The sequence below is a fragment of the Burkholderia sp. 22088 genome (genome assembly GCF_052045915.1).
GTDB classification, from domain to species: domain Bacteria; phylum Pseudomonadota; class Gammaproteobacteria; order Burkholderiales; family Burkholderiaceae; genus Burkholderia; species Burkholderia cepacia.
In genome coordinates, this window is record NZ_JBQEPY010000009.1 from 132,518 (window position 1) to 153,187 (window position 20,670).

The following is a 20,670-nucleotide window of genomic DNA, read 5'->3' on the forward strand; positions in this document are numbered from 1 at the left end:
GGCGGAAAGGCTGGCCGGCAGCGGCCGGCGCGTGCGCGCCCCGCTATCGGCCAGCCCCATGGATTCGGCGCGGCATCGCGGGACGCGCGTGCGCCCGCCGCGAAACCGCGCGCCGGAAAGCCCGTGCCGCGCTGCCGCAACGGCCGCCGGCACGAACCCGTGTGATACATTTCAACGTCAGTCTGCAAAACTACCATATCGCCGCCCGTCCGCCGCATGTCCGACCGTCAGGAATCCGCCGTAGCTGCGCCCGAAGCGGGACCTCCGAAGCACGATCATCCGGTCCTGCGCCGCGTGTTCCGGGTGACGCTGGCAGTCGGGCTCGGCACCTACTTCGTCGCGTCCGGCGCGTTCCTCGGGCTGCGCTACGTACTGCTGCCCCGCATCGACGAATTCCGCCCGCGCATCGAGCGCGCGGTGTCCGACAAGCTCCACGCGCAGCTTTCGATCGGCAAGCTTTCCCCGAACTGGTCCGGCATGCAGCCGGGCGTCGAACTCACGAACCTGACGATCCGCGGCCACGACGGCAAGGTCGCGCTGTCGGTGCCGCATGCAACGGCCGCGCTGTCTTGGATGTCGCTGCTGCGGCTGTCGCCCGCGCTGTCGAGCCTGATCGTCGACGAGCCCGACCTCGTCGTCGCGCGCGCGGCCGACGGCTCGCTGAGCGTCGCGGGCGTCGGCGTGGCAACCACTCATGGCGGCAACGACACGTTCGGTACGTGGCTGCTGAAGCAGGAAGCGATCGTGCTGCGCGGCGGCACGCTGCGCTGGCGCGACGCGCAGCACGACGCGCCGGAGCTCGTGCTGTCGGGCATCCGGCTCGCGGTGCTCAACGACGGCCGCGTGCACAAGGCCGCGCTGCAGGCGCCCGCGAACGGCACGCTGCTGCTCGGCCCGCTCGATTTCCGCGCGCGCTTCAGGCACAAGCCGCTCGCACCGGTCGGCAAGCCGTCGAACTGGTCGGGCGACGCGTACCTGTCGACGGGCCCGGTCGACCTGCAGACGCTCGGGCGCTACCTCGACATGCCGCTCACGATCCACGCGGGCCGGATCGACAACGCGATCTGGGCCACCTTCAGCGACGGCCACCTGCATTCGGCGGGCGGCGACCTGCAGGGCGCGGACGTCGCGCTGCGCGTGCGCCCGACGCAGCCGCGGCTCGACGTGCCGACGGTCGGCTTCGGCTGGGACATGCAGCTCGATGCCGGCCACGACTACACGCTGCACCTGACGCGCTTCAACGCGGAACTCGGCCAGCCGCCGCTGCCGGACGGCACACCGCTCGCCCGCTCGCTCGCGCTGTCGACGCTGACGGCCCGCTACCGTGTGCCGACCGCCAGCCAGGGGCAGCTGTTGAGCGTCGTCGGCGACCGCGTCGATCTCGGCATTCTCAGCGAGTTCATTCGCGGGCTGCCGCTGCCGGCGCGCCTGCGCAACGAGCTGATCAAGATCGACCCGCGCGGGATGGTGTCGAACTATCACATCGAGGTCGAACGCGCGAAGCCCGCGCGAGCCGACCTCGCCGACGAGGAGCGGCGCATGGGCGCCGCGCCGATCGTCCGCTATCGCTTCCTCGGCGATCTGCAGGGCATCAGCTTCGCCGCGCAGGAGCCGCCGCCCGGGCTGTCGCCGCGTGGCCACCCGCGGGCCGGCTGGCCGGGCGTCGAGAACCTGTGGGGCCGCGTCGATGCGAACGAGACGGGCGGCAGCGCGCATTTCGATACGGTCAACGCGGCGGTCACGGTACCCGGCGAATTCGACGAGCCGCGCCTGACATTCGACCGGCTGCGCGGCAACGCAAAGTGGGTGATCACGCCCGCGGCCGGCGAAAAGCATGCGCGCGTCGACGTGACCCTGCCCGACCTGCTCGTCTCGAACCCCGATGCCGAAATCGCGGTATCCGGCTCGTACACGAACCCCGGCCACGGCCGCGGCTCGCTCGACCTGCGTGCCGATTTCGCCCGCGCGTCGGTGGCGCGCATTCCGCGCTACCTGCCGACCGGGATGTCCGAACACCTGCGCGACTATCTCGGCCATGCGCTGCAGGCCGGCCAGGTGACCAAGGGTGCGTCGATCGTCGCGCGCGGCCCGCTCGAGAAATTCCCGTTCGAACACGAGCCGGACGCCGGCGTGTTCCACATCGTCGCGCCGTTCACCGGCGGCCGCTTCGAACCGACGCCGTACCCGCCGCGCAAGCTCGCGAACGGCACGCCGAGCGTCTGGCCGGCGCTCGACGGGATCAACGGCGTGTTCGAGCTCGCGCAGAACAAGCTGCGCTTCGACATCGATCGTGCGCACTACAAGCGCGTCGCGCTGACGAAGGTCGCGGGCCGCATCGACGATCTCGGCAACCCGAGCCACTCGCCGCTCATCATCGACGGTCATGCGCAGGGCCCGCTCGCCGACCTGATCGACTACGCGGACAACAGCTCGCTCGGCACGATGAGCGGGCATATCGGCCAGCGGATCGATGCGCAGGGGCCCGCGTCGCTCGCGCTCAAGATCACGATTCCGCAGCACGTCCCGCATCCGCACACGCACATCGAAGGCGCGCTCGCGTTCGGCGGCAACACGCTGACGACGAGCGGTGTGCCGCCGCTGTCCGCGCTGCGCGGCAGTGTCCGGTTCACCGAGGCCGGCGCATCGCTGCACGACCTGTCGGGGCGCTTCCTCGGCGGCCCGGTGCGCGCGAGCGGCAACTTCCAGTCGCACGGCCCGTATACGGTGGACGTCGACGGCCGGCTCGCGCTCGACGCCGCACGCGGCCTGAACCTGCACGGCCCGGCGGCCGCGCTGCTCGAGCACGTGGTCGGCGACGCGCCGTACAAGGTCGCCGTGCGCGGCGCGCCGGGCCGCCTGCCCGACATCAGCGCGCATTCCGACCTGACCGGCGTGGCACTGAATTTCCCCGCGCCGTTCGCAAAACCGGCCGGCACGCCGATGCCGTTCAGCTTCACGCTGCAGCCGGCGCCGCAGGCGGACGGCAAGCGCCTCGAGCACGCCGACCTGACGCTCGGCCCCGTGTCCGCGACCTACCTGCTCGACGCGACGCGCGGCCAGCCGCTGCGCGCGGTGCGCGGCGCGATGGGCATCCACCGGATGCCCGACATGCCGCAGGACGGCGTGAGCGCGGCCGTCGACGTCAACGAACTGGACGCCGATGCGTGGCTCGCGCTGGCCCATACGCTGAAGCCCGACACGCCGCGCGCGCAGGAGCCGCAAGCCGCGCCGCGCGTCGATTTCGCGAGCTTCGCGCCGAAGCGTTTCGCGCTCCATTTCGGCACGCTGAAGCTGCTCAAGCGCAACTGGGAAAACGTGATCGTCGGCGCGTCGCACGTCGACGAGCTCTGGCAGGCGAACATCGCGTCGAACCAGGTGTCGGGCTACCTGTCATGGGCGCCGGGCGGCGGCCACAACGGCGCGGGCGTGCTGAACGCGCGGCTCGCGAAGCTCGTGGTGCCCGACAGCGCGCAGCACGATCTCGTCGGCCGCGCGATGAACCTGCCGACGCCGACCGACCGCCCGATGCCGTCGATCGACCTGATCGTCGACCAGGTCGTCGCGCGCAACCACGACATCGGCCGTCTCGTCGTCAACGCGCGCAACATCGACGAAGCCGGCACGCCGGTCTGGCAGCTCGACAAGCTGGAGCTGTCGAACCCGGCCGCGAAGCTGACGGCGACCGGCAACTGGCGCACCTCGCGCCGCGCGCTCGCCCGCGGCGCCGATGAAAACGACGCACCGCGCCGCACCGTGTTCGACTTCAAGCTCGACATCGACAACGCGGGCGCGCTGCTCGACCGCGTCGGCCTGCCGCGCACGCTCGCGGACGGTCACGGCACCGTCACCGGCAAGGTCGGTTGGCGCGGCGGCCCGACCGCGGTCGACCTGCCGTCGCTCGGCGGCCAGATCGCGCTCGACCTCGAACACGGCCAGATCCTGAAGGTCGATCCGGGCGCGGCGAAGCTCCTCGGCGTGCTGAGCCTGCAGAGCCTCGCACGGTTCCTGACGCTGAATTTCCGCGACGTGATCGGCAAGGGGCTGCCGTTCGACAAGATCACGGGCACCGGCCGGATCTCGAACGGGATCGCCCGCACCGACGACTTCTCGATGATGACCGGGCCCGCGAACGTCACCGTGCGCGGCGCGGTGGATCTCGGCACCGAGACGCAGGACCTGCACGCGCACGTCGCGCCGAAAATCAGCGCGGGCGCGGCGGCGATCGGGGCGGCCATCGTCAACCCGCTGCTCGGCGTCGGCGTGCTGGCCGCGAACTACGCGCTGTCGGAGACGCTGTCGCGCGCGTTCGCGCTCGACTACACGATCACCGGCTCGTGGGCGCACCCGCACATCGAGCGGGTGAGGGGCGATCAGGGTAAGATGAATCACGGTCCGGCCGATGCGGCGAGCCATTGAACCGCGCGTCGGGCCGCGCACGGTGCCGGGCCGCACCCCATTTATGACGCAACCGATCCAGCGATGACCGACCACACCCGTTCCGCCACGCCCTTCCAGGTCGCCGCGCTGCAGATGGTGAGCACGCCGGACGTCGCGCGCAATCTCGCCGAAGCGCGCCGCCTGATCGCGGAAGCCGCCGGCGAAGGCGCGCAGCTCGTGCTGCTGCCCGAGTACTTCTGCTTCATGGGTCACCGCGACACCGACAAGCTCGCGCTCGCCGAACCTTACCGGGACGGCCCGATCCAGCATTTCCTCGCGGACGCCGCGCGTCGCCACGGCATCTGGGTGATCGGCGGCACGCTGCCGCTGAAGGCCCCGGAGCCCGATCGCGTGCTCAACACGACGCTCGTGTTCGATCCATCCGGCAATGAAGCCGCGCGCTACGACAAGATCCACCTGTTCAACTTCGAGAAAGGCGACGAGTCGTTCGACGAAGCGCGCACGATCCGCGCGGGCGATACGGTCGTCACGTTCAACGCGCCGTTCGGGCGGGTCGGCCTGTCCGTCTGTTACGATCTCCGCTTTCCGGAGCTGTATCGCAGGATGGGCGACTGCGCACTGATCGTCGTACCGTCGGCGTTTACGTATACGACCGGCCGCGCGCACTGGGAAACGCTGCTGCGCGCGCGGGCCGTCGAGAACCAGTGCTACGTGCTCGCGGCCGCGCAAGGCGGCAAGCACGAGAACGGCCGGCGCACCTGGGGCCACAGCATGCTGATCGACCCGTGGGGCGAGATCGTCGCGGTTCGCGACGTGGGCGCAAGCGTCGTGCGCGGCACGCTCGATCCGCAGCGCATCGCCGACGTGCGCCAGAGCCTGCCCGCGTGGCGGCACCGCGTGCTGACCTGAATCCGCCGCACCGCTTGAAACACCGCGCGGCCAACCCATCTGCCCAGAAGCACCCGACAACTTTTTGAGAAACCCCGATATCCGCATGAACATCATCGAACCCGGCATCCGCAACCTCGCGCTGGCGAAGGACATCCTGCTCACGCCGTACGGCCTCGACGAAAGCCTGCTCACGCGCACGATCGCCGACATCTTCACGCATCGCGTCGACTACGCGGACCTGTACTTCCAGGCGACCCGCAGCGAAGCGTGGAGCCTCGAGGAAGGCATCGTCAAATCGGGCAGCTTCAGCATCGACCAGGGCGTCGGCGTGCGCGCGGTCGCGGGCGACCGAACCGCGTTCGCGTACTCGGACGACCTGTCGCCGGAAGCGATCGCGCAGGCGGCCGCAGCTACCAAGGCGATCGCGGCGGCCGGCGGCGGCCGCCAGAAGATCAAGGCGGCCACGTCGCTGAAGGGCATCTCGGGCCGCGACCTGTACCTGCCGTCCGATCCGCTCGCGTCGCTCGACGCGACGGCCAAGGTCAAGCTGCTCGAGCGCATCGAGCAGATGGCGCGCGGCCGCGACCCGCGTGTCACGCAGGTGATGGCCGGCCTCGCCGGCGAATACGACGTCGTGCTGGTCGCGCGCAGCGACGGCGCGCTCGCCGCCGACATCCGCCCGCTCGTACGCGTGTCGGTCACGGTGATCGCCGAGCAGAACGGCCGCCGCGAAATCGGCTCCGGCGGCGGCGGCGGCCGCTTCGACTACGGTTACTTCACCGACGAAGTCCTGTCGCGCTACGTCGACGACGCCGTGCATGCGGCGCTCGTGAACCTCGACGCACGCCCCGCGCCGGCCGGCGCGATGACGGTCGTGCTCGGGCCGGGCTGGCCGGGCGTGCTGCTGCACGAAGCGATCGGCCACGGCCTCGAGGGCGACTTCAACCGCAAGGGCTCGTCCGCGTTCGCCGGCCGGATCGGCGAGCAGGTCGCCGCGAAGGGCGTGACGGTGGTCGACGACGGCACGCTGCCGAACCGCCGCGGCTCGTTGAACATCGACGACGAAGGCAACCCGACGCAGTGCACGACGCTGATCGAGGACGGCATCCTGAAGGGCTACATCCAGGACACGCTGAACGCGCGCCTGATGAAGATGCCGGTCACGGGCAACGCGCGGCGCGAATCGTACGCGGCGCTGCCGATGCCGCGCATGACGAACACGTACATGCTGAACGGCGACAAGGATCCGCAGGAAATCATCGCGTCGGTGAAGAACGGCCTGTACGCGGTCAACTTCGGCGGCGGCCAGGTCGACATCACGAACGGCAAGTTCGTGTTCTCGGCGTCCGAGGCGTACATGATCGAGAACGGCAAGATCACCTACCCGGTGAAGGGTGCGACGCTGATCGGCAGCGGCCCGGAATCGCTGAAGTACGTGAGCATGATCGGCAACGACATGTCGCTCGACACCGGTGTCGGCGTGTGCGGCAAGGAAGGCCAGAGCGTGCCGGTCGGCGTCGGCCAGCCGACCCTGCGGATCGACAAGATGACGGTCGGCGGTACGGCATAACCGCATCGCGGCGCAGACATTCCGCGCATTTTGAAGAAAACGCGCGGAATGTCCGCATTTTCGACGCTCCCCGGTTGCCAGCCGCCCGGCGACGGGGTATAAATTCCGAATCAACTTTTTTGACGAACCGAATCTCCGTCATGTCCGCCAAGTTTTACTTTTACTTTTTTTGGCATCTCAGACCGCTGGCGGATCGAGAGGGTTGATGGCGCGTAAAGCGCAACCGAAATTCCCGAAAAAACCGCCGGCGAACCCGGCGGTTTTTTTTCGCCCTTCGCTTCCCGGTCGCCGCCGCAGCGGTTCCGCAGCCCCGACCGAAACCACTGAATCGCTTGAATTGATGAATCTGCCGCACGCCCACTGATCGAACGGCGCCCGGAACCAAGGAGAAACAGCATGCCCCCGCACAACACCGACGACGTCCGCATCCGCGAACTCAAGGAACTGACGCCGCCCGCCCACCTGATCCGCGAATTCGCGTGCTCCGAAGCCGCGTCCGAGCTGATCTACAACTCGCGCCAGTCGATGCACCGCATCCTGCACGGGATGGACGACCGGCTGATCGTGGTGATCGGGCCGTGCTCGATCCATGACACGAAGGCGGCGATCGAGTACGCGGGGCGGCTCGTGAAGGAGCGCGAGCGCTTCAAGGGCGAGCTGGAAATCGTGATGCGCGTGTACTTCGAGAAGCCGCGCACGACGGTCGGCTGGAAGGGGCTCATCAACGATCCGCACCTCGACAACAGCTTCAAGATCAACGAAGGGCTGCGCACCGCGCGCGAGCTGCTGCTTCAGATCAACGAGATGGGCCTGCCGGCCGCGACCGAATACCTCGACATGATCAGCCCGCAGTACATCGCCGACCTGATCTCGTGGGGCGCGATCGGCGCGCGCACGACCGAATCGCAGGTGCACCGCGAGCTCGCGTCGGGGCTGTCGTGCCCGGTCGGCTTCAAGAACGGCACCGACGGCAACGTGAAGATCGCGGTCGACGCGATCAAGGCCGCATCGCAGCCGCACCATTTCCTGTCGGTGACGAAGGGCGGCCATTCGGCGATCGTGTCGACGGCCGGCAACGAGGATTGCCACGTGATCCTGCGCGGCGGCAAGACGCCCAACTACGACGCGGAAAGCGTGAACGCCGCGTGCGCGGACATCGGCAAGGCCGGCCTCGCCGCACGCCTGATGATCGACGCGAGCCACGCGAACAGCTCGAAGAAGCACGAGAACCAGATCCCCGTCTGTGCCGACATCGGCCGCCAGATCGCGGCCGGGGACGCCCGCATCGTCGGCGTGATGATCGAGTCGCATCTCGTCGAGGGGCGCCAGGACCTGAAGGAAGGCTGCGAACTGACCTACGGCCAGAGCATCACCGACGCGTGCATCGCATGGGACGACAGCGTGAAGGTGCTCGAAGGCCTCGCGGAATCGGTGAAGGCACGCCGCGTCACGCGCGGCAGCGGGAACTGATCGTCCGCGCCTGCACCGAAACGAAAAACGCCCGGCTCGCGCCGGGCTTTTTTTCGCAGGCCGCCGACTGCCGGTCAGCGCATCACTCGAGCGCGCCCGAACCGAAGATCTCGGTGTTGATGCGTTCCGGCGCGACGCCGAGCGCGACCAGCGCATCGCGTTGTGCCTTCATGAACGCGACCGGGCCGCAGACGTAGTAGTCGGCGTCCGGCACCAGCGCGTAGTGCCGCACGCGCTCCGGCGTGAGGCGCCCTTCCAGATCGTGGTCGACGCCGACGCGATCGTTCGGGCCGACCAGCTCGTACAGCACCGTGCGCTTGACGTTCGCATGCTCGCGCACCGTATCGTTCAGCCAGTCGCGGAACGCGTGCACCGCGCCCGAGCGGCATGCATGGACGAACCGCACGTCGCGCTTGCTGCCTTCGTCGACCAGCGTCGACGCCATCGACACCATCGGCGTCAGGCCGACGCCGCCGGAAATCAGCACCACCGGCGTCTCGACGCCGCGCTTCAGCGAGAATTCGCCCATCGGCGCAGTGACCTCGACGATCGCGCCCTCTTCCACGCCGTCGTGCATCAGCGTCGACACCTTGCCGGCCGGAATGACTTCCGGCCTGCCGGCTTCGCGCTTCACCGAGATGCGCAGCCACTTGCCGTGCGGCGCGTCGGACAGGCTGTACTGGCGCGGCTGGTCGACGCCGAGATCGCCGACGAAACGCTTCACCGTGATGTACTGGCCGGGCTCGAACGTCGGCGCCGCGCCGCCGTCGGCGGGCGTCAGGTAGAACGACGTGATCTCGTCGCTTTCGCGCACCTTGCGCTCGACCTTGAACGGACGGAACCCGCTCCAGGCGGCGCCCGCGTACAGATCGGCCTCGGTGCCGATCAGGATCTGCGCGAGCTGGCCGTACGCCACCCGCCACGCCTCGAGCGTGTCGGCATCGACCGCGTCGCCCAGCACCTCGACGATCGAGGCGAGCAGGTTTTCGCCGACGATCGGGTAATGCTCGGGGCGGATGTTCAGGCTCGCGTGCTTGTGCGCGATGTGCGACACAGCCCCGCCCAGCGCACCGAGATTGTCGATGTTCGCCGCATACGCGTAGACGGCCTTCGCGAGCGCTTCCGGCTGGCCGCCCGTCTTCTGGTGCGTCTGGTTGAACAGGTTCTTCAGTTCCGGATGGCGCGCGAACATGCGCTGGTAGAAGTGCTTCGTGATCGTCGCGCCGTGCACGGCGAGGACAGGGGCAGTGGCCTTCACGCGAGCCATCTGGTCAGCGGTGATGTGGGTCATGTTCGTTCTCCGTTAAACATGCACACACAATACCTTTTTAAAAATTCGATGCCCCTCGGGCAAATTGTCGCAGCGCGGCAAGGGTAAGGGGGCGAATCGTCAGCGGTCAGCGGACACGGCCGCGTTCCCACAGCACGTCCGATCCGCCGTCGGCACGGTTCAGCACGCGCGCCAGCACGAACAGCAGGTCCGACAGCCGGTTCACGTAGCGCCGCGGCGCATCGTTGAGCGTTTCGGTGCGCCCGAGCGCGACGATCGAACGCTCCGCGCGACGGCATATGGTTCGACACACGTGCGCGAGCGACGCCGCGCGCGAGCCGGCCGGCAGGATGAATTCCTTCAGCGGCGGCAGCGTCGCGTTGTAGTCGGCGAGCCAGCGATCGAGACGCGCGAGATGCGTGTCGTCGAGCACCGTATGGCCGGGAATGCACAATTCGCCGCCGAGATCGAACAGGTCATGCTGGATCGTCACGAGCGCCGTGCGGATATCGTCCGGCAGCGTTTCGGCGAGCAGCACGCCGAGGTTCGAGTTCAGTTCGTCGACGTCGCCGATCGCGGCGATCCGCGTATCGTCCTTGCCGATACGCCGGCCGTCGCCGAGGCCGGTGGTGCCGTCGTCGCCGGTACGCGTGGCGATCTTGCTCAAGCGGTTGCCCATGCGGATGTCCTCTCGTGCGCGGCCGCGACGCGGCCCGGTTGCGTTCGAACGCGATTATCGCAGCCCGCGACGGCGGGCGCAGCAGGCGTTACAGCGTAGAATGGGCCGAAACCCAGCAGCACGGGAGCCGGTTCGGCGCCAACGCGCTCATCCGGATCGACAAGGAGACGTTCGTGAATCACCCTGCCCCGCCGGCCGCCACGCGCCGCCCCCTTCCCCCCGCCATGCTCGATGCGCTGCGCGCCGCCTTCGGCGAGCGCGTGTCGACCGCCGACGCCGTCCGCGCCCACCACGGCCGCGACGAATCGCCGTTCGATCCGCAACTGCCCGACGCCGTCGTGTTCGCGCACAGCGCGGACGACGTGCGCGAAGTCGTGTCGCTGTGCTCGCTGTACAGCGTCCCGCTGATCCCGTACGGCGCCGGTTCGTCGCTCGAAGGCCACCTGCTCGCGGTGCGCGGCGGCATCTCGCTCGACCTGTCGGAAATGAACCGCGTGCTGTCGATCAACGCCGAAGACCTGACCGTGACGGTCGAGCCGGGCATCACGCGCAAGGCGCTCAACGAGGCGCTGCGCGACACCGGCCTGTTCTTCCCGATCGACCCGGGCGCCGACGCCAGCATCGGCGGGATGACCGCCACGCGTGCGTCGGGCACCAACGCCGTGCGCTACGGCACGATGCGCGAGAACGTGCTCGGCCTGACCGCCGTGCTCGCCGACGGCCGTGTGGTGAAGACCGGCTCGCGTGCCCGCAAGTCGTCGGCCGGCTACGACCTCACGCGCCTGTTCGTCGGCTCCGAAGGCACACTCGGCGTGATCACCGAGATCACGCTGCGCCTGCATCCGCTGCCCGAAGCCGTATCGGCCGCGATCTGCACGTTCCCGTCGATGGGCGACGCGGTGCGCACCGTGATCGAGACGATCCAGATCGGCGTGCCGATCGCGCGCGTCGAATTCGTCGATGCGCTCGCCGTGCGCTCGATCAACCGCCATTCGAACCTGACGCTCACCGAAGCGCCGACGCTGTTCTTCGAATTCCACGGCACCGAGGCCGGCGTGAAGGAACAGGCCGAGCTCGTGCAGGCGCTCGCGGGCCAGAACAACGGCCAGGGTTTCGAATGGGCAACCCGCCCCGAAGACCGCACGCGCCTCTGGGCCGCACGCCACAACGCGTATTTCGCGATGCTGCAATTGAAACCCGGCTGCCGCGCGGTGACGACCGACGTCTGCGTGCCGATCTCGCAGCTCGCCGCGTGCGTCGAGGAAACCGAAGTCGACCTGCGCGCCTCGTCGCTGCCCTGCCCGATCGTCGGCCACGTCGGCGACGGCAATTTCCACGTGGCGATCCTGATCGACCCCGACAAGCCCGAGGAAATCGCGGAAGCCGAGCACATCAACGACCGGATCGTCGAGCGCGCGCTGCGCCTCGGCGGCACCTGCACGGGCGAGCACGGCGTCGGGCTGCACAAGATGCGCTTCCTGCCGAAGGAGCACGGCGACAACGCGATCGACACGATGCGTGCAATCAAGCTCGCGCTCGATCCGCGCAACCTGATGAATCCGGGCAAAATTTTCACGTGCTGACACGGCGGCGCGACACCGCGCCGCCTGCTGCAGGAGACCCCATGAACGCTCCCGTCGAACTGTCGAGCGCGGCACGCGCGCAGCGCCAGCGCGAAGTTGTGCAGGCGCTGATGGCCGTGCTGCCGACGCACTGCCTGCTCTACCGTGACGAAGACACGGCGCCGTACGAATGCGACGGCCTGTCTGCGTACCGCCGCCTGCCGCTCGCGGTCGCGCTGCCCGAAACAGAATCGCAGGTGCAGCGGATCGTGCAGATCTGCCGCCGCATGGAGGTGCCGATCGTGCCGCGCGGCGCCGGCACGAGCCTGTCGGGCGGCGCGTTGCCGATCGCGCTCGGCGTCGTGCTGTCGCTTGCGCGCTTCACGCGCATCGTCGAAGTCGATCCCTACGCGCGCACGGCGACCGTGCAGCCCGGCGTGCGCAACCTCGCGATCTCGGAGGCCGCCGCGCCGTACGGCCTGTACTACGCGCCCGATCCGTCGTCGCAGATCGCGTGCACGATCGGCGGCAACGTCGCGGAAAATTCCGGCGGCGTCCATTGCCTGAAATACGGGCTGACCGTGCACAACGTGATGCGCGTGCGCGCGGTGACGATCGACGGCGAAATCGTCGAATTCGGTTCGCTCGCGCTCGACATGCCGGGCCTCGACCTGCTCGCCGTGATGATCGGCAGCGAAGGGATGTTCGCGATCGTCACCGAGGTCACGGTGAAGCTGATCCCGAAGCCGCAGACGGCCCAGCTCGTGATGGCGAGCTTCGACGACGTCGTCAAGGGCGGCGAGGCCGTCGCGGCGATCATCGCGTCGGGAATCATCCCGGCCGGGCTCGAAATGATGGACAAGCCGGCCACGCAGGCCGTCGAGGCGTTCACGCACGCGGGCTACGATCTCGAGGCGAAAGCGATCCTGCTGTGCGAATCGGACGGCACGCCGGAAGAAGTCGCGGAAGAGATCGTGCGGATGACGGCCGTGCTGCGCGAGCATGGCGCGACACGCATCCAGGTATCGCGCAACGAGCACGAGCGGCTGCGCTTCTGGTCGGGCCGCAAGAACGCGTTCCCGGCCGCCGGCCGCATTTCGGCCGACTACTACTGCATGGACGGCACCGTGCCGCGCCGCGCGATCGGCCCGCTGCTCGCGCGCATCGAGCAGCTCGAAACGCGCTACGGGCTGCGCTGCATCAACGTGTTCCACGCGGGCGACGGCAACATGCATCCGCTGATCCTCTACAACGCGAACGATCCGGACGAACTGCACCGCGCCGAGCAGTTCGGCGCGGAAATCCTCGAATGCTGCGTGGAGTTCGGCGGCAGCGTGACGGGCGAGCACGGCGTCGGCATCGAGAAGCTCAATTCGATGTGCGTACAGTTCTCGCCGCAGGAACGCGACGCGTTCTTCGCGGTCAAGCGCGCCTTCGATCCGGCGGGGCTGCTGAACCCGGACAAGGGCATCCCGACCCGCGCGCGCTGCGCCGAATACGGTCGCCAGCACGTGCGCGGCGGGCTGCTGCCGCACCCCGACCTGCCGCGCTTCTGAGCGGCCCGTGCGGGTCGCGGCCGGTGCCCGCGGCCGGGTCGCGGCGTTCGACCGTGCCCGCTCGGCCTGTTCATGCGGCGACGCGGGCAGACGGCCCGCGATACCGGTCTTAGGGATAGTCGCGATGTGGAATCGCGCCACCCCGGTACAATCGACCGAACAACAAGTCGAGGCAGCAACAGAACATGGAAGAGGACGACATCGTCGCCGGATGGGCCGACCGCGTCCGCGCCGCCAGCGCCGACGGCCGGCCGCTGCGGATTCGCGGCGGCGGCACCAAGGACTGGTACGGCCAGGCGCTCGAGGGCGAAATTCTCGACACGCGCGCGTTTCAGGGCGTCGTGTCGTACGACCCGGCCGAACTCGTCGTCACGGTCCGCGCGGGCACGCCGCTCGCACAGCTTGAAACCGTCCTCGCCGAGTGCGGCCAGATGCTGCCGTTCGAGCCGCCGCACTTCGGCCGCGCGGCCACCGTCGGCGGCTGCGTCGCGGCCGGCCTCGCGGGCCCGCGCCGGGCCACCTGCGGCGCGCCGCGCGATTTCATGCTCGGCGTCACGCTGATGAACGGTCGCGGCGAAGTGCTGCGCTTCGGCGGCCAGGTCGTGAAGAACGTCGCCGGCTACGACGTGTCGCGGCTGATGGCCGGCGCGCTCGGCACGCTCGGGCTGATGCTCGACCTGTCGCTCAAGGTGCTGCCGATGCCCGTCGCCGAAGTCACGCTGAAGTTCGAGATGACCGCGACCGACGCGGTGCGCAAGCTCAACGAATGGGGCGGCCATCCGCTGCCCGTCAGCGCGAGCGGGTGGCGTAACGGCACGCTCGTCCTGCGCCTGTCGGGCGCCGAAGCGGCCGTGAAATCCGCGAAGACGCTGCTCGGCGGCGAAGTCGTCGACGCGGTCGAGGCCGAGCGCTTCTGGGCCGGCCTGCGCGAGCATACCGACCCGTTCTTCCACGGCATCCCGCCCGGCTATGCGCTGTGGCGTCTCGCGCTGCCGTCGATCACCGAACCGATGCACCTGCCCGGCACCCAGTTGATGGAATGGGGCGGCGCGCAGCGCTGGTGGATCACCGACGCCGATGCGCAGACCGTGCGGATGAGCGCCAAGCAGGCCGGCGGCCACGCGACGCTGTTCCGCGCGGGCGACGCGTACGACCGCAGCGCGGGCGTGTTCACGCCGCTCCCCGCCCCGATGATGAAAATCCACCGCGGGTTGAAAGCCGCGTTCGATCCCGCGCGCATCTTCAACCGCGGCCGGCTCTATCCGGATCTCTGAGATGCAGACGAACCTCGCCGATTTCATCCGCAATACGCCCGACGGCGACGAAGCCGACGCGATATTGCGCAAGTGCGTGCATTGCGGGTTCTGCACCGCGACCTGCCCGACCTACCAGTTGCTCGGCGACGAACTCGACGGCCCGCGCGGCCGCATCTACCTGATCAAGCAGATGGTCGAAGGCGCGCCCGTCACGCGCAGCACGCAGCAGCACCTCGACCGCTGCCTCACGTGCCGCAGTTGCGAGACGACCTGCCCGTCCGGCGTCCAGTACGGCCGGCTCGTCGAGATCGGCCGCAAGCACGTCGAGGCACAGGTTCAGCGCCCCGTGCAGCAGCGTCTCGTGCGCCGCGTGCTCGCGAGCCTCGTGCCGAACGCCGCGCTGTTCTCGCCGGTGATGCGGCTCGGACAGCACGTCCGTCCGCTGCTGCCGAAGCGGCTGCGCGACAAGGTGCCGCCGCGCACGCGGCTGCTCGAATGGCCGCACCTGACGCATACGCGAAAGATGCTGATGCTCGGCGGCTGCGTGCAGCCGTCGATGCTGCCGAACATCAATATCGCGACCGCGCGCGTGCTCGACGCGCTCGGCATCGAGACCGTCGTCGCGCCCGATGCCGGCTGCTGCGGCGCGATCCGCCTGCACCTGAACTATCACGACGAAGCGCTCGACGACGCGCGCCGCAACATCGACGCGTGGTGGCCCCATGTCGAACAGGGTGTCGAGGCGATCGTGATGAACGCGTCGGGCTGCGGCGCGACGGTGCTCGAATACGCGCACCTGCTGCGCGACGACCCGGCCTACGCCGAGAAGGCGCAGCGCATCGTGTCGCTGACGCGCGACATCTCCGACGTGCTGCTCGCGTTCGAGGCCGAGCTCGCGACGCTCGCGCGCCGCCGCGCGGTTCATACGGTCGCGTACCACCCGCCGTGCACGCTGCAGCACGGCCAGCAGTCGCGCGGCAAGGTCGAACGCCTGCTCGAGACCCTCGGCATCGACGTGCGGCTGCCAGCGGACAGCCATCTGTGCTGCGGCTCGGCCGGCACCTATTCGCTGACGCAGCCGTCGCTGTCGTACCGGTTGCGCAAGCAGAAGCTGCTGAAGCTGCAGGCGCTCGAGCCGCAGATGATCGTCTCCGGCAACGTCGGCTGCATCGCGCACCTGCAGAGCGGCACGCAGATTCCGGTGGCCCACTGGATCCAGCTCGTCGAGCACCTGCTGTATGGCTAGGGCCTGTTCATACGAATGACGGGCGGGCCCTGGGCCTCGCGCCCGGCGTCCGTATAATGGGCGGATCGATGCGCCGCGTGCCGCGGCGCATCCGCTACATGCCCGCTTCCGTGCCTGCTTTCGTGCCCGTCATGTCCGATCTCGCCGCCCGCCTCGAATCCGTTCATCGCCGCATCGCCGACGCCGCCCGCGCGGCCGGCCGCGATCCCGCCACCGTATCGCTGCTCGCCGTCTCGAAGACGTTTCCCGCCGCCGACGTGCGCGCCGCGCATGCGGCCGGGCAGCGCGCATTCGGCGAAAACTACGTGCAGGAATCGATCGACAAGATCGACGCGCTCGCCGACCTGCGCGCGAGCCTCGAATGGCATTTCATCGGGCCGCTGCAATCGAACAAGACGCGCCCGGTTGCCGAACGCTTCGACTGGGTCCATTCGGTCGACCGGCTGAAGATCGCGCAGCGCCTGTCGGAACAGCGCCCCGCGCACCTGCCGCCGCTCAACGTGTGCGTGCAGGTGAACATCAGCGGCGAGGCGTCGAAGAGCGGCGTCGCACCGGCCGACGTGGCCGAGGTCGCGCGCGCGGTCGCCGCGCTGCCGTCGCTGCGGCTGCGCGGCCTGATGGCGATTCCCGAACCGGCCGGCGACACCGACGCGCAACGCGTGCCGCATCGCGCACTGCGCGTGCTGTTCGACGCGTTGCGCGCCGACGGCCTGCCGCTCGACACGCTGTCGATGGGCATGTCCGCCGATCTCGACGCGGCCGTGCTCGAAGGCGCGACGATCGTGCGCGTCGGCACCGCGATCTTCGGCGCGCGCGATTACTCGCACTGAACGCCGCGCCCTTTCCGCCCTCCCGTTCACTCACTCGCTCAATCGAACATCATGAAAATCGCATTCATCGGCGGCGGCAACATGGCCGCGGCCCTGATCGGCGGCCTGATCAAGCGCGGCGTCGCTGCTGACGGCCTGTACGCCATCGACGTCAACGAAGAGGTGCGCGCACGCGCCGCGCAGCAATTCGGCATCCGCACCGGCGCGGCCGTCGACGCAACGCTCGCCGACTACGACGCGATCGTGCTCGCGGTGAAGCCGCAGGTGCTGAAGGACGTCGCGCAGGCGCTCGCGCCGCACCTGAAGACACAGCTCGTGATCAGCATCGCGGCCGGCATCCGCGGCAGCGATCTCGCGCGCTGGCTCGGCGACTACGCACGCGTCGTGCGCACGATGCCGAACACGCCCGCGCTCGTCGGCATGGGCGTGACGGGCCTCGCCGCATTGCCGGGCGTCGATGCGGCGGGCCGCGAACTCGCGTCGAACGTGCTCGGCGCGGTCGGCGAGATCGTGTGGTTCGACGACGAGTCGAAGCTCGATGCCGTCACGGCCATTTCGGGCAGCGGCCCCGCGTATGTGTTCTATTTCATCGAAGCGCTGCAGGAAGCCGCGCGCCAGCTCGGCATGAACGACGAACAGGGCCGCGCGCTCGCGGTCGCGACGTTCACGGGCGCCGCGCAACTCGCCGCGCAATCGGGCGAGCCGGCAAGCGTGCTGCGCGAGCGCGTGACGTCGAAGGGCGGCACGACAGCCGCCGCGCTCGCATCGTTCGACGCGCAGGGCGTGAAGGACGCGATCGTGCGCGGCGCGCTCGCGGCCGAAGCGCGTGCGAAGGAAATGGGCGACGAGCTCGGTCGCGCGTAAGCGCCGCGCCCGCCCCGGGCCTCCCTTCCGGCACCGGCAACAAAAAAGCGGCCTCGGCCGCTTTTTTGTTGGCATCGCGCATCGCGCGCCGACGCGCGGCCGTTTCAGTTGGCCGCCGAACCCGCCAGCAGGTAGTGCGCGGCGATCCCCGCGAACAGCACGCCGCCGAGCCAGTTGTTGTGCCGGAACGCGGCGAAGCACGGCATCCGCTCGCGGCCCTTGATCAGCGTGTAGTGATACAGCGCGCAGCCGACCGCCGCCGCCCAGCCGGCCCAGTACGCGAGGCCGAAGCCGAGCGTCACGCCGATCCACACGTAGATGCCGAGCGTCGCCGCATAACACGCCATCACGGCCGCGACGTCGAAGCGGCCGAACGTCAGCGCCGACGTGCGGATCCCGATCTTGATGTCGTCGTCGCGATCGACCATCGCGTATTCGGTGTCGTACGCGACCGACCAGAAAATGTTCGCGACCAGCATCACCCACGCGATCGTCGGCACCGTGTCCTGCACGGCCGCGAACGCCATCGGAATGCCGAAGCCGAACGCGATCCCGAGATACGCCTGCGGAATCGCGAAGAAACGCTTCATGAACGGATACGAACCCGCGACGAACAGCGCGACGACGGACAGCTCCTTCGTCAGCATGTTGAGCGGCAGGATCAGCAGGAACGAGATGAATGCGAGCCCGACGGCGATCGCAACGGCTTCCCACGCACGGATCTTGCCCGACGTCAGCGGCCGGTCGGCCGTGCGCTTCACGTGGCGGTCGAAATCGCGGTCGGCGTAGTCGTTCATCGCGCAGCCGGCCGAGCGCATCAGCAGCGTGCCGAGCGAGAAGATCACGAGCAGCGGCCAGCGCGGATGGCCGTCGGACGCGATCCACAGCGCGTTGAGCGTCGGCCACAGCAGCAGCAGGCTGCCGATCGGCTTGTCCATCCGGACGAGCCGCAGATACAGGGGAAAGCGGGCAAGCATGGCGAGGCACCGGGAAGATAACCCCGGCATTTTAGAGCCGAGCGGTGCTTCGCGTCATGTCGGGGCGGCCCGCGGCGGCAGCCGCCCGGCGCGCCCGGGCCGCCCGGGCCCGCTGCGCAGGGCCGGGCCACGATTTGCGCCAATCAAGGGACGGATTCGATCACTCCGGATCGGGCGAGTCAGCGCGCCCTCCCCGGCCGCACCGTACTTACGCGAGCAGCGAGCGCAGCATCCACGCGGTTTTTTTTCATGCGTCTGCAGGTCGGCGGTCGGCTCGCCGCGTCGGCGATCGGGAAGATTCGCGCGCGCGGTTCGCACGACGGCCTCGTGCCCTTCGACGAACGGGCGGATCATGTCTTCCGCCGCCGGCACGCCCTTCGCTTCCGGCACCGACGACAGTTTCGCGAAATCGCCAAAGGTACGCGTTCCTGTCCTTCCGGATTCGACGCTACGCGCCGAACCGGATCGCGCCGTTCTCGATGGCAGCCTGGCTGCCGTATTGCCAGGTGATGTTGCGGTGTTCATGTCCGATCGGCAGACCCGAGTAGATCGGCAGGCCGAAGCCGCCCAGCACGTCGACAAGCATCTGCTCGAGCGTGAAATCCGCGCCGTCCGGGATCGGGCAGCGCGTGAATTGCCCGAGCACGAACGCACGGGCTCCGTCGAACGCGCCGCTCAGACGCAGTTGCGTCAGGCTGCGGTCGAGCCGGTAGCCCAACTCCGTCACGTCCTCCAGCAGCACGATCGCGTCGCGTGAGCGAAGCGACCAGCGCGTACCCGCGACGCTCGCGAGTACCGTCACGTTGCCGCCGCACAGACGTCCCCGCACGGCACCAGGGGCGCCGGACAAATGCCGCAGACTCAGCGCGGCGCGTTCGTCGCCGGTCAGCACAGCGCGAATGTCGGCGCGCGTCGCGTCGTCGACCTTGGTCGCCAGACTGTGAAATGTCGGGCCATGCAGCAAACGCACGCCGGGCCGATCCGCGAGTGCGCAGAACAGTGACGTTGCGTCGGAAAAGCCGATGATCGTCTTTGGCGTTGCGATCTCGTCGGGCAAGTGCTCAAGCAAATGCGCGCAACCGAATCCCCCCCGCGCGAGCCACACGATCTCGATCGACGGATCCATCAGGGTGCGCCGCAAGTCGTCCGCGCGTTCCTCGGCGGTACCGGCGAAATAGCGGTACCGGCTGCCGAGATGCGCGCCCGCCCTGACCTCGAAGCCCCAACTTTCGACGAGCGCAATGCCACGCGCGATGCCTTCCGGATCGGGCACACCCGCAGGCGCGACCACGCCCACTGCCTTGCGTCGTGATTCCATTGAATGGCTACCTGGATGATGGAGAACCTGCCGAATATATCCGACACCGCTTGCTGACGGCTCGGCCTTGTCACGCAGCGTCGTGCGCGCGGGGATGACGATCGCCGGCGTCCGCGAAACCGCTGCGTTGCCAGCGCCGCTTGAGAATCACCGTCGCGGCAAAATCGCCGGCCGATCGATGCGGATCCCGTTCGATCGACGAACCAGGCAGCACGTCGAGCGGATGCACCTCGGAGGCGCCGGCGTTGCGGGCCCTTCCCGGCGTCAACGCGTCGGTCGGTAACCAGTCAGCCATGTCGAACGCAGGGAATCGTACCCATCCCATCGGACGTACGCGCAAGCATTCAAGCAGGATGTGATCAGGGAGACGTTGGCGCCCGGCATGTCGGTGTCGATTGTTGCGCGCCGGCACGACATCAACGCCAATGTGGCGTCCGGATGGTGCAAGCAATATCGTCAGTGCACCGTCAACCGGGTAGATCTGGATCGATCGTGGGTCTTAGTGGACATATTGCGGACTCCTCACTCAACGAACCGGAGCAATTCACGCGAATCTGTTGCCCTGCATGCCGACACCGCACCACCCGTATGGCTCGCCACTGCAGCGTGGCGTGCGACCCGCCGCGCTCAGGCGGCGGCGATCGCGTGCAGCGCCTGCGACACCAGTTCGGCCGCACCGCCGACGACGATCGCGAATCCGACGACGTACCGCGCGATCTCGGCCGGCGCCCGCACCTTCGGTGCCGCCAGTGCGGCGCGCATGTTCAGCATCATTTGCGTCAT

16 protein-coding genes and 3 pseudogenes are annotated in these 20,670 nt (G+C 68.7%); 11 read left to right on the forward strand and 8 right to left on the reverse strand.

The genetic code is table 11. The annotated features are described in order from the left end of the window. Positions 1 to 216 precede the first annotated feature (216 nt). The 3 genes from ACTJLD_RS18710 (at position 217) to tldD (ending at position 6,859) form a co-directional block, all read left to right on the forward strand. A complete protein-coding gene (locus ACTJLD_RS18710) occupies positions 217 to 4,416 on the forward strand; it encodes a YhdP family protein (RefSeq protein ID WP_136472112.1) in 4,200 nt (1,399 codons plus the stop codon). A gap of 63 nt (positions 4,417 to 4,479) precedes the next feature. Then, on the forward strand, positions 4,480 to 5,307 hold the full coding sequence (locus tag ACTJLD_RS18715; RefSeq protein ID WP_136472114.1) for a carbon-nitrogen hydrolase family protein: 828 nt from the start codon (positions 4,480 to 4,482) through the stop codon (positions 5,305 to 5,307). 85 nt (positions 5,308 to 5,392) lie between these two features. Further along, entirely contained in the window at positions 5,393 to 6,859 is a 1,467-nt protein-coding gene (gene tldD, locus ACTJLD_RS18720; protein WP_021163847.1) for a metalloprotease TldD, read from the forward strand. Positions 6,860 to 6,969: 110 nt separating this feature from the next. On the opposite strand, the gene ACTJLD_RS18725 is transcribed toward tldD, so the two are convergent. Further along, positions 6,970 to 7,257, reverse strand: a complete 288-nt coding sequence (locus ACTJLD_RS18725) for a hypothetical protein (protein ID WP_168799602.1) — start codon at positions 7,255 to 7,257, stop codon at positions 6,970 to 6,972. On the opposite strand from ACTJLD_RS18725, the gene aroG reads away from it, so the two are divergent. Further along, positions 7,256 to 8,329, forward strand: coding sequence for a 3-deoxy-7-phosphoheptulonate synthase AroG (gene aroG / locus ACTJLD_RS18730; RefSeq protein WP_027788323.1), 1,074 nt, complete (start codon positions 7,256 to 7,258; stop codon positions 8,327 to 8,329). The two genes, ACTJLD_RS18725 and aroG, sit on opposite strands and share 2 nt — an antisense overlap. Positions 8,330 to 8,411: 82 nt before the next feature. On the opposite strand, the gene hmpA is transcribed toward aroG, so the two are convergent. Beyond that, a complete protein-coding gene (gene hmpA / locus ACTJLD_RS18735; protein ID WP_440659421.1) occupies positions 8,412 to 9,620 on the reverse strand; it encodes an NO-inducible flavohemoprotein in 1,209 nt (402 codons plus the stop codon). A 106-nt stretch (positions 9,621 to 9,726) separates the two neighbouring features. Next, positions 9,727 to 10,278, reverse strand: a complete 552-nt coding sequence (locus ACTJLD_RS18740; protein WP_440659422.1) for a cob(I)yrinic acid a,c-diamide adenosyltransferase — start codon at positions 10,276 to 10,278, stop codon at positions 9,727 to 9,729. Here ACTJLD_RS18740 and ACTJLD_RS18745 point away from each other — a divergent pair. From ACTJLD_RS18745 to proC, 6 genes and pseudogenes are all read left to right on the forward strand, one after another. Continuing rightward, positions 10,277 to 11,861 (forward strand): annotated as a pseudogene (locus ACTJLD_RS18745) (FAD-binding oxidoreductase). The gene ACTJLD_RS18740 and the pseudogene ACTJLD_RS18745 overlap by 2 nt on opposite strands. Before the next feature lie 41 nt (positions 11,862 to 11,902). Continuing rightward, positions 11,903 to 13,396, forward strand: coding sequence for an FAD-linked oxidase C-terminal domain-containing protein (locus ACTJLD_RS18750; protein WP_011351007.1), 1,494 nt, complete (start codon positions 11,903 to 11,905; stop codon positions 13,394 to 13,396). 185 nt (positions 13,397 to 13,581) lie between these two features. Continuing rightward, entirely contained in the window at positions 13,582 to 14,670 is a 1,089-nt protein-coding gene (gene glcE / locus ACTJLD_RS18755; RefSeq protein ID WP_059685198.1) for a glycolate oxidase subunit GlcE, read from the forward strand. 1 nt (position 14,671) lies between these two features. Continuing rightward, complete coding sequence (gene glcF, locus ACTJLD_RS18760) at positions 14,672 to 15,898, forward strand: glycolate oxidase subunit GlcF (protein WP_021163859.1); 1,227 nt, start codon at positions 14,672 to 14,674, stop codon at positions 15,896 to 15,898. Between the two features lie 131 nt (positions 15,899 to 16,029). Then, on the forward strand, positions 16,030 to 16,728 hold the full coding sequence (locus ACTJLD_RS18765) for a YggS family pyridoxal phosphate-dependent enzyme (protein WP_060174729.1): 699 nt from the start codon (positions 16,030 to 16,032) through the stop codon (positions 16,726 to 16,728). A 51-nt stretch (positions 16,729 to 16,779) separates the two neighbouring features. Beyond that, complete coding sequence (gene proC, locus ACTJLD_RS18770) at positions 16,780 to 17,592, forward strand: pyrroline-5-carboxylate reductase (protein WP_027788329.1); 813 nt, start codon at positions 16,780 to 16,782, stop codon at positions 17,590 to 17,592. 104 nt (positions 17,593 to 17,696) lie between these two features. On the opposite strand, the gene ubiA is transcribed toward proC, so the two are convergent. From ubiA to ACTJLD_RS18790, 4 genes and pseudogenes are all read right to left on the reverse strand, one after another. Next, positions 17,697 to 18,569: a 4-hydroxybenzoate octaprenyltransferase gene (gene ubiA / locus ACTJLD_RS18775; RefSeq protein WP_334004653.1), complete on the reverse strand. Its 873-nt coding sequence runs from the start codon at positions 18,567 to 18,569 to the stop codon at positions 17,697 to 17,699. Between the two features lie 208 nt (positions 18,570 to 18,777). Further along, positions 18,778 to 18,989 (reverse strand): annotated as a pseudogene (locus ACTJLD_RS18780) (DNA starvation/stationary phase protection protein); the annotation flags it as partial. Between the two features lie 28 nt (positions 18,990 to 19,017). Next, complete coding sequence (locus ACTJLD_RS18785) at positions 19,018 to 19,887, reverse strand: S66 peptidase family protein (RefSeq protein ID WP_060174568.1); 870 nt, start codon at positions 19,885 to 19,887, stop codon at positions 19,018 to 19,020. Positions 19,888 to 19,957: 70 nt separating this feature from the next. Further along, positions 19,958 to 20,116: a hypothetical protein gene (locus ACTJLD_RS18790; RefSeq protein WP_440659423.1), complete on the reverse strand. Its 159-nt coding sequence runs from the start codon at positions 20,114 to 20,116 to the stop codon at positions 19,958 to 19,960. Between the two features lie 108 nt (positions 20,117 to 20,224). On the opposite strand from ACTJLD_RS18790, the pseudogene ACTJLD_RS18795 reads away from it, so the two are divergent. Beyond that, a pseudogene (locus ACTJLD_RS18795) lies at positions 20,225 to 20,332 on the forward strand (transposase); the annotation flags it as partial. 182 nt (positions 20,333 to 20,514) lie between these two features. On the opposite strand, the gene ACTJLD_RS18800 reads toward ACTJLD_RS18795, so the two are convergent. Beyond that, the gene (locus ACTJLD_RS18800; protein ID WP_021163864.1) at positions 20,515 to 20,670 is read right to left on the reverse strand and encodes a hypothetical protein; all 156 of its coding nucleotides are present in this window, start codon (positions 20,668 to 20,670) and stop codon (positions 20,515 to 20,517) included.

Bases quoted from the DNA above. Each gene is read 5' to 3' on its own strand.
- glcE (WP_059685198.1), top strand. From the start codon at position 13,582: ATGGAAGAGGACGACATCGTCGCCGGATGGGCCGACCGCGTCCGCGCC.
- aroG (WP_027788323.1), top strand. From the start codon at position 7,256: ATGCCCCCGCACAACACCGACGACGTCCGCATCCGCGAACTCAAGGAA.
- ubiA (WP_334004653.1), bottom strand. From the start codon at position 18,569: ATGCTTGCCCGCTTTCCCCTGTATCTGCGGCTCGTCCGGATGGACAAG.
- ACTJLD_RS18750 (WP_011351007.1), top strand. From the start codon at position 11,903: ATGAACGCTCCCGTCGAACTGTCGAGCGCGGCACGCGCGCAGCGCCAG.
- glcF (WP_021163859.1), top strand. From the start codon at position 14,672: ATGCAGACGAACCTCGCCGATTTCATCCGCAATACGCCCGACGGCGAC.
- ACTJLD_RS18725 (WP_168799602.1), bottom strand. From the start codon at position 7,257: ATGCTGTTTCTCCTTGGTTCCGGGCGCCGTTCGATCAGTGGGCGTGCG.
- ACTJLD_RS18715 (WP_136472114.1), top strand. From the start codon at position 4,480: ATGACCGACCACACCCGTTCCGCCACGCCCTTCCAGGTCGCCGCGCTG.
- hmpA (WP_440659421.1), bottom strand. From the start codon at position 9,620: ATGACCCACATCACCGCTGACCAGATGGCTCGCGTGAAGGCCACTGCC.
- ACTJLD_RS18765 (WP_060174729.1), top strand. From the start codon at position 16,030: ATGTCCGATCTCGCCGCCCGCCTCGAATCCGTTCATCGCCGCATCGCC.
- proC (WP_027788329.1), top strand. From the start codon at position 16,780: ATGAAAATCGCATTCATCGGCGGCGGCAACATGGCCGCGGCCCTGATC.
- ACTJLD_RS18710 (WP_136472112.1), top strand. From the start codon at position 217: ATGTCCGACCGTCAGGAATCCGCCGTAGCTGCGCCCGAAGCGGGACCT.
- tldD (WP_021163847.1), top strand. From the start codon at position 5,393: ATGAACATCATCGAACCCGGCATCCGCAACCTCGCGCTGGCGAAGGAC.
- ACTJLD_RS18785 (WP_060174568.1), bottom strand. From the start codon at position 19,887: ATGGAATCACGACGCAAGGCAGTGGGCGTGGTCGCGCCTGCGGGTGTG.
- ACTJLD_RS18740 (WP_440659422.1), bottom strand. From the start codon at position 10,278: ATGGGCAACCGCTTGAGCAAGATCGCCACGCGTACCGGCGACGACGGC.
- ACTJLD_RS18800 (WP_021163864.1), bottom strand. From the start codon at position 20,670: ATGACGCAAATGATGCTGAACATGCGCGCCGCACTGGCGGCACCGAAG.